The sequence below is a fragment of the Bacillus sp. FJAT-29814 genome (genome assembly GCF_001510715.1).
GTDB lineage: Bacteria > Bacillota > Bacilli > Bacillales > Cytobacillaceae > Neobacillus.
In genome coordinates this window covers 5,144-13,877 of sequence record NZ_LMTJ01000021.1, presented here as the reverse complement: position 1 = coordinate 13,877, position 8,734 = coordinate 5,144, and the positions used below count along the sequence as shown (strand labels likewise).

Sequence of the window (8,734 nt, the reverse complement as noted above, 5' to 3'; positions counted from 1 at the left end):
AGACTTACAAATGGACAGATTGGACGCATACAGGAAATTCACTTTAAATAAAAGTTGAGAAAAGCATTCAAGGATCAGTTCTGAATGCTTTTTTAATTATTATTTTTGAGAGGAACCTCATTTTTTACATTATGTGACTACAATTAGCTCATTTCTATCATCATAAAAATCACAACAGATATCCCTAATTCAACCTTTTTTCATTTTATTAGAAATTTATTTCTCCAATCTTAAACATTATTCTTCAAGTACCCTGCCCCTTTAGTTTAATAAAAAAGCCACCTGTATTGGCAGCTGGATTTTTAACTCTTGCCCGTTAAAGTAGACGTCTTTTTTCCACACTAGCAATAAAATTGTCTATTTTAATATAGTGCTGAATTTCTCTCAGGTAAAAATAATGCAAGAATTAAGTAAATAAATTTATCCATTGTCTCCCCTTCAAACTTCAAAAATAATTCTCCTCTTGATTATTCTGTCTTTATTGTTTGAATCCCTTCTTGAAGTAACCTGCCCCTTTTGTTCAAGAAGAGATATTATTTAAGACTATTGCGGATTTGTTCAAGTAACCTTTTTGCAGGATTGTATGTTTTATTTCGTATTAGTAATCTATTTAGAAGTTAATTAAATGTATGACTTGTAACCGATTGCGGACGTGAACTTGGCACTTTCATAGTTTGTTGTCATGCCGTTACATATGCGGTTGCAGCAGCCTTTTATACCGCGAACGAACCGGATTTCTAGTTTAATAAAAAATTCTCAGGGTAAAGGAATACTATTACCATGACCTAAGGAGATGTAGCAATGAGCATTAAAGCGCTAGTTTTAAATTGCAGTTTGAAAGACAGCACGCAGCAATCCAATACTCGTGCGCTGATTAACGAGATTGTAAAATTTTTTGATGAAAACAGAGCGGAGACAGAAGTGCTCAGGATGGCTGATTATAATATCGGCTTTGGAATTACCCATGAGGCAGTGAATGATAAGGATCAATGGCCAGAGATTTTTGAAAAAGTGAAGCAGGCGGATATCCTTTTGCTTGGCTCGCCGATTTGGCTTGGCGAACAGAGCAGCCTGGCCACTTTGGTTGTAGAAAGATTGTATGGAGGAAGCAGCCTTACGAACGAAAAAGGCCAGTACATTTACTATAACAAAGTGGGCGGAGTGGTTGTGACCGGGAATGAAGACGGTGCGAAAAACGTCTCAAGCTACCTAATTTACGCATTGTCGCATATTGGGTTTACGATTCCTCCCAATGTAGATACCTATTGGGTGGGGGAAGCGGGCCCTGGTCCATCCTTTATTGAGGCAAACGGGAGAGAGAACGATTTTACGATGCAACACGCAAAAATAACTGCTTACAATTTACTGCATTTTGCCCGGTTGCTGAAAGAGTATCCGATTCCGGCAGAAGGAAATGTGAATGAAAGTCAATAGTAATGTGGCTTAAAAATTTGAATTTAAAACTCAAATAACATGCTAAACTAGCAATCCGATTCACATAGAATTGGATTGCTTCATTTTTTTAAAAAAATCCAACCCTATTTTTAGTTTCATAAAGTTAATATAAAAGTTACTTTTAAAAATTTTCCATATATATTCTAAATTTATCATCAAACGTACTTAAACTAAACTGCCCCGTTACTTCTATAAGAAAAATGCGTCTCCACCTATTGTAGAAACGCACCCGTTAGTGTAAGTACATTCTTTCACAAACTTCTCTTACAGAATATCGACTGAACTTTTATGGTTATCATCATAATATTTTAATACTTTAGGCTTCCCTGCAAATGCTTTAACAGCTGTTTGTGCAAGAATAGAAATCGGTCCCCTTAATATTTGACTCCTTATTTTACAATGACATTTCTATCAATATTAGCTTGCTCTTCATGAGGTGTTGCTAATGATGTAGCTTCACCTTCATTTCCGCCTTGTAAATTCCACATATCATTATGGTCTTGAACAGCATGGCTATAATCATGCTTTTGATAACAATACAAAATGACTAAAAATTCTTTAGCAAATATATAATGATTGTGTTTAATCAAATTAATCAATCTATTGACGGTGGCATCTGTTAATGGCATTGGGGGTATTACATAGACATCTCCAATTTTGATTCGTTTCCGTTTCTTTCCTGTCATTAAAAACACCCTATTCTGATAGTTTTTCTTTTAAATTCTGCGTGTTTAAATACGAAAGTACCCTTCGCTGAATCTTACCGAAGATAAAACTTCTGGACTGAATACATTATTTTTTATTAGTTATTGACACATTTTAAAATTATTGATTTTTGTCCCAACCTTTCCCACCCTTTTTTCATAATATGTTAATGCAGAATAAAATCTGTAATAATAAAAAATGAGGTGCGTAAAATGACTACTTTAACTACAGGACCATTTATCATCCCCAGCGTAATGCTAAATGGACAACCTATCGATAATCTAGTTGTGCAATTAAAAAATGAAACGAATTCAAGAAAAACAGTAACAGTTATCGTGCATAGATGTCGACATTCCGAGTTCCCCGCCACAAGCACTGAAACAATAATAGCTAACCAGATTATTTCTCTTAATCCAAATCAGTGTACAACCTTTCTTTTACTAAGTGCGGGTCATTTTAATATATTCGACACGCTTAAAGTTACCCTAACTGGTGATGTACAGACGGTTAACCGTGAGAACAATCAAGAGGGAATTGAAGCTTGGATTGTTACTGGTAGGGATGGTGGACCTTTCGAGCCAACTAACCTTTTCCGTCATAACGACCTTTTTGAACCAGAAGGTAAACATCACCATCATAATCATCGAAGAAAGTAGCGATTAACTGTTTAAATAATGATTCAAGACCGTTACTTCTTATAGGAAACGGTCTTTTTTTATAAAAAGGCGAAAAGCGCGGTATCTTAAATTGCGCTAAGTGTTTATGGATGATTTAGATTTTATTAGACCTTACGCAGAGCATATTATATAGCTTTTAAATGATAAAGAGGAAGATAGATAAGACTGTTTTAAAAAGGATTCCCTCCAAATGAAGAGAGGTGTTATTCGTTTGTATTTTGTAGGATGTTAATAATCAATTAATAAATGTGACAGCATTGAAGTTATTATCATGTTAGTTTTATAGGCACAAAAAAACCCTTTTCTTATGGTTCCTGCTTTTAAGAAAGGGATTTTTGTTCCCAAAAAAGAAAATGTTTATTTAGGCTTATTGAACTAAACTGCCCGTTACAATAAGAAAAAGACCACCGAAATGGCAGCCTGCTCTTAAACTCTTGCCCCCGTTTGTTTAAGTGTAATCCATCACAATCTTTTCTTCACCTTAATATAGCTCCAATCCCTTTTTACGGTAGTTTCAGAATCCAGTAGAATACAAAAAGGCGCCTTCTTATTCAAGAAAAGCGCCCGATTGCTGAATATATAATACGTTTCCGACCACCTATTGTTATTCTCTTGTAATTTACCCTTGTTTATTTAAAGTTTCAACTCTTTGTGGTGCTTTAACAACTTCAGTATCCTTTTTGAATTTTGCAACTTGATCAACGTAACTACTTCTTTTCACTTATTTACTTAACAATTTGATTATCAAGATAATCAATATTTATGTCGTAATTAAAGGTGTTCAGGGGGCTCAAGCTGAATAAAATTCAAATATTTCATTCGGTTTATAACAGATAATATTTCATTTATTCTAGGTAATTCAAGCCATCTTTCGAAACCTGGAAAAAAGGAAGAGAATACAATATCCACTCCTTCTCTCTCCATATCTTCGAGAGTTTTTTTGATCTTTTCATGAAGAAAGATGACACGATCCTGATTACCTATAGCTATTTTTCGAATTAAAAAGGCAATAGCTGTAAGTTGGGCGTTTGATGTGATATTATAAAGCCCTCTGATATCAATTTGTTCATCACCTATCATCATGTATCCCATGGGTGAAACCATTAGCTTTTCTGTACCACTGCCCTGTGGATAGCTTGAAAAGTGATCGTTGGTTATTTTTCTTTCTATCTCCCATTTTGTAAGGGGGATACGTTCGCGTGGTTTGTCGTGTTCACATAAATTTATTGCTTCTTGGGTTACGTTTTTTGGCACAAAATTGTCCATCAGGATGATTTGATCGGCAACGGATAAAAATTCACCGCTTCCTCCAATAACAAGAACGGAAGATACGCCAACGGCCTCATAAAGCTCCCTGACACGTTCCGTAAAAGGTGTAATGGGATCATGCTTGATTAATGAACGCATTTTGATGTCTTGAATCATAAAATTCGTCGCACTTCTGTCTTCATCAATAAGAAGAAGCTTACACCCGACGTTGATTGCCTCCATAATATTTGCGGCTTGAGATGTGGAACCTGATGCGTAGTCAGTCGAAAACTGTTCAGCCGAACTATTGGGTATCCATTTTATGAAAGGCGTAATATTGATATTTTTTATGGAACGGCCTTCCTCTGCAGATATTTCCATTGCACTTTGATCTGTAATCACAAATTCTCGTCCGTCGCCCATGCTGTGATTGTAAATCCCCGAATTTAGTGCATCCAGCAAAGTGCTTTTACCCGAATAGCCACCGCCGGTGATGACCGTCACACCATTTTTTATTCCCATTCCTCGCAAACCACAAATTTCAACTTCAATATCTTCCGGGGATGTAAAAGGCATGGCACCCTCCAGTGGCCCGCTGTTGTCTTTATTTCTTGGCAAAATGCTGCCATTCGCAATAAACGCACAATAATCACTGGATTTCAGCCATTCGCGAATCATATTTTGTTTTTTTCCTAATTCATAGGCAACATTTAATTTGATGAGATCAAACTTGGCAATAAACTTCTCCACTTCTTTTGGAAGCATTTTGCAGAGCATGCGCATAGCTTTATCATTATTCCTGAATGGAAGTTGAACTGTAATCATTAAGCATAGATACCATTTTTCCGAGATGACTTCGACAAAGGATGCATTACGTTGCAACACCACATTGGTTGGACGAAAACAATAAAAAGCACCATTTTCTTTATCAGAACGTGACCGATTATAAATCAATTCATTTAGTGCCTCGATATGATCAACCCATTCTCTTAATGCAAAATCTGAGAGAACAACTTGATCCATATTTTCATCTAAGCCGAGACGGTCAAAAGGTATTTTTATGATGATACATGGTTTATCCAGTGTGAGTTTATGTGTCCGTTCAATGTAATAGGCAACATCATTATTCCAATAGGTTGGGTCAGGTTCATAAATCATACTATAAGATGACTGTCCGGATTGTAATGAGCGAAAATATTGAGCTAGTCTTTTAATAAAGCATCATCCTTTCATATTTGAAAAGCGATGAATAACGAAAAACAAAAAAATAACAGCCACTCCGTAAGTGGCTGTCATAATAGATTGGCAAGAAAGCTTAAATGATCCTTCTGCCTAATTATAAAAGCCCTGAGAGTGAATCCTACCCTCAGAGCCTAATGTATTCGTAAAAAAATAACTAAAAAGCAATATGAGGATAAGACATATATTTTTTTGTGTTCATTATCCTCACCTCGTTACAATTTATTTTTACAGCACAATCATAACATTAATTTAACCATTTGAAAAGAGGTGCATCGAATCCTGTTTTTTGGCAAAAAAACTAATCAGTTGGATCTAAGAGGAACTTTTGGCACATACTCTATTTAATTGTCCTCAATAGAAGTTAATAATTAATGAAGTTATAGTTTGTCAATAAATTCACTTAAACTAACCTGCCCGATAGTTCAACAAGAAAAAATGACCGCCGCAGCGATCATCATCCTTAACAAAAGCCCCAGTTAGCTTAAGTACATTTATTCACAATCTCCTATCCCCTTGGTTGAGGAAAGATAATTTTTTCATCTCATAACGTATACTTGGAGGTTTTATTTGCTAAACAATCCCTCAAAAAAATACTGTATTTCGGAACCCCAGATATTTATATATGTCATTTTATCAAAAAACACCATTAATCCAATAATAATCATTAAAAAGCCACCAATTTTCATTAATGTTGCCGAATATTTTAATATTAGTTTTGTTTTGCTGATGTAAAAAGCCATTATTATAAATGGAATACAGAACCCCAATGAATATGCAGTAATATTAAAAAAAGTTTTGGTAGGATACATTAGATTAGCATACATAATTGCTCCAAAAATAGGTCCAATACAAGGAGACCACCCTGCTCCAAAAACTATTCCCACGATAACCGAATTAAAAAATCCAATTTTCTTTTTTGTATAATTGAAGCGATGTTCTTTCATTAAAATACTCGGTTTGAAAATTTCTAACATAAACAATCCCATTGTTACAAGGAAAATCCCACCAAGCATTCTAATAGCTTCATTATAGTTTAAAAAAAATTTTCCAATAAAACTCGCAGAGAAGCCCAAAGCAAAATAAACCAATGTGAACCCTATTGAAAAATAAATTGAATGTAACAGGACCGTTTTCCTTATATCTGTATGAACTTGTTGATTTTTTAATTCCCCTACTGTAACACCTGTAATATAAGAAATAAATGATGGATATAGCGGTAGACAACAAGGAGAAATAAATGCTAAAAAGCCCCCTGCAAAAGCTAGCCATATTGAAATGTCCTGCAAAAAAATCCCTCCCTTAAAAATATTATAACTAACTTCATTTGGTCGGGATTTTAAAAATATGTCAATAAAAGTAATTATTTTATTATATTATTGAGGATTTTCTTATTGAACTAACTTGCCCCTTTAGTTCAATAAGAAAAGGCTGCCGTGTCAACATAAGACGTTCTCTTTTGAATCACAAAATGTAAAAAAACAATCGAATTAACAAAAGAAAAAGCATGTACATTCACCAATAGAATGAACATGCCTTTTTGGTTTTTACTCATGTTTTAATTCAAATGGTATTTCTTCTTCATAAGCCTTTTTATATTTCTCGACTTGCTCTCTTTTAAAATCTTCGTTGGTAATTTCTATGTCGCCGTAAACTGGAACCAAGGAATGCCAATCCTTTTCTTCCATTTTCCTTGTTATAAATAAAAATGATTTTCCTTTTTGGAGTAATTGGTCTTTTTCAACTAATATCAATTCATCCCCATCGTACCCACCTTGTTGATTAACTATGACTGTTCCATTCAAATTTCCTTTGATATTTTCAGACACTTCCACTTTAAACTGCGTTTCGGGAACTCCACCGCTTGAAACATTTCCAACCTGGTCTATTACTTTACCGATAAATACATTGTTCGACCAACCGACAAGTTTTCGGGCATCGGATACATCAAAAGCATTACTAAATTCTATGGTTCTAATAGTTGGATTTTCTGGAGGTTCATTCGAAAATAAATTTGGTGAAACAATTGCTAAAGCTAATAATGCCACAAATACAGGTGCTAAAATATAATACCATTTTCGTTTTGAACCTCCCATTTCTAATTTTGCCTTGGAAACTCCCATTTTGCTTCTATCATGTAATTCTATCGGAATTTCAATTTTGTCTATTTCTTGTTTAATCTTATTGTTCATTTATATCATCTCCTTTCATTTTTTTACGGAGCTTGTTTAAAGCTCGGTATAAAATTGTTTTAACGGAACCAAGGGGAATGTTCAGTGTTTCCGCCACCTCTTTTATCGTTAAATCATCATAAAATCTCAGTATGATAACACCTTTTTCATCTTCGTTTAGGTCTTGAATTAATCTTTGTACTGTCATTTCTGAAATGATGTCTTCATTAACATCTCCTGAAATTAATTCCTCAAATTTGGGCTTCAATTGAACTACATTTTTTCTCCTTCGAAGAATATCAAGGGAACAGTTAATTGCAATTTTTATCAACCACGTTTTAAAGTATTTTGGTTCTTTAAGTTCCTTGATTGATTTAAAGGAACGATATGCAGTTTCTTGAACAACATCCAGTGCGTCATTTTGGTTATTTACATGGATAAAAGCAATTTTATATACTTCTTGTTCGTATTTCTGAAATAATGTTAAAAATGCCTTATCATTTCCCTTTTGGGCTTTTCTCACTAAATAATCCATATATTCCACCTCCTAGCTCACTATTCATTTATTAGACGGAAAGCACATTAATTTGGCTTTATATTATTTGATTTTTTCAAATAAACTTTCATTCTTTTAAATTAATTTTAGGATAAAAGGAAGAAAATAATATCAAAAAAATGGTTTGTCATCGTTTGGCTTAGAGATAAAAAAACAGGACAAATTCATTTGCGAATTATCCTGCCTATTCTTTCATGTAAATAATGTCTTTCATATCAAACACCTTATCGGTAAGCCCCATACTTTGTGCGGGCGGTTGCTTTTTATCCCCTCTACCAAATGGCAGACAAAAGGTATACGTGAATATCAAGGTAAATTTGGTGAAACATTCCACTTTCAAAATTAATACTCTCAGGGTTGTAGAAGCATATACGAGATATGTCTACTAACCTCAATAATAAACTCGATATCGAGTACAGAAGTGCCTTGGAATAATTCACTTTGAAAACTCAAAAAGAATCCAACAATAAACTTATATCGTACTGCATTGAAAAACTTTTCGTCTTATCCGTTATTAAGATTATATTTTTAATCAAATTAATCACCTCACATTACCAAATACACTATAATTCTACAACTTAAATCTTATTTCCTTCATGAACTAGTCGAGTAGAAGGGAGCCTTTCTACCTTACGGTAAATTGTACTCCTCCCCCCTCACAGAACCGTGCTTGCGCTATTAAC

General features: G+C 34.2%; 7 protein-coding genes. 2 read left to right on the top strand and 5 right to left on the bottom strand.

Annotated elements, in window-relative coordinates; genetic code table 11:
- Window positions 1-801 precede the first annotated feature (801 nt).
- Window positions 802-1,434, top strand: a complete 633-nt coding sequence (locus AR334_RS28590) for a flavodoxin family protein (RefSeq protein ID WP_066322472.1) — start codon at window positions 802-804, stop codon at window positions 1,432-1,434.
- 410 nt (window positions 1,435-1,844) lie between these two features.
- Here AR334_RS28590 and AR334_RS28585 read toward each other — a convergent pair whose 3' ends face one another.
- Window positions 1,845-2,141, bottom strand: a complete 297-nt coding sequence (locus AR334_RS28585) for a DUF6241 domain-containing protein (protein ID WP_066322464.1) — start codon at window positions 2,139-2,141, stop codon at window positions 1,845-1,847.
- A gap of 231 nt (window positions 2,142-2,372) precedes the next feature.
- On the opposite strand from AR334_RS28585, the gene AR334_RS28580 reads away from it, so the two are divergent.
- On the top strand, window positions 2,373-2,816 hold the full coding sequence (locus AR334_RS28580; RefSeq protein ID WP_066322459.1) for a hypothetical protein: 444 nt from the start codon (window positions 2,373-2,375) through the stop codon (window positions 2,814-2,816).
- Window positions 2,817-3,608: 792 nt separating this feature from the next.
- On the opposite strand, the gene AR334_RS28575 is transcribed toward AR334_RS28580, so the two are convergent.
- The 4 genes from AR334_RS28575 to AR334_RS28560 all read right to left on the bottom strand — a co-directional run bounded on the left by AR334_RS28575 (window position 3,609) and on the right by AR334_RS28560 (window position 8,030).
- The gene (locus tag AR334_RS28575; protein ID WP_066322456.1) at window positions 3,609-5,243 is read right to left on the bottom strand and encodes a P-loop domain-containing protein; all 1,635 of its coding nucleotides are present in this window, start codon (window positions 5,241-5,243) and stop codon (window positions 3,609-3,611) included.
- Window positions 5,244-5,890: 647 nt separating this feature from the next.
- Window positions 5,891-6,613, bottom strand: coding sequence for a cytochrome c biogenesis CcdA family protein (locus tag AR334_RS28570; protein ID WP_066322453.1), 723 nt, complete (start codon window positions 6,611-6,613; stop codon window positions 5,891-5,893).
- 258 nt (window positions 6,614-6,871) lie between these two features.
- Window positions 6,872-7,516 (bottom strand): hypothetical protein, encoded by a 645-nt coding sequence (locus AR334_RS28565; protein ID WP_066322450.1) that lies wholly within the window; start codon window positions 7,514-7,516, stop codon window positions 6,872-6,874.
- Window positions 7,506-8,030, bottom strand: coding sequence for a sigma-70 family RNA polymerase sigma factor (locus tag AR334_RS28560; RefSeq protein WP_066322445.1), 525 nt, complete (start codon window positions 8,028-8,030; stop codon window positions 7,506-7,508). The genes AR334_RS28565 and AR334_RS28560 overlap by 11 nt, the downstream gene beginning before the upstream one ends.
- Between the last annotated feature and the right edge of the window lie 704 nt (window positions 8,031-8,734).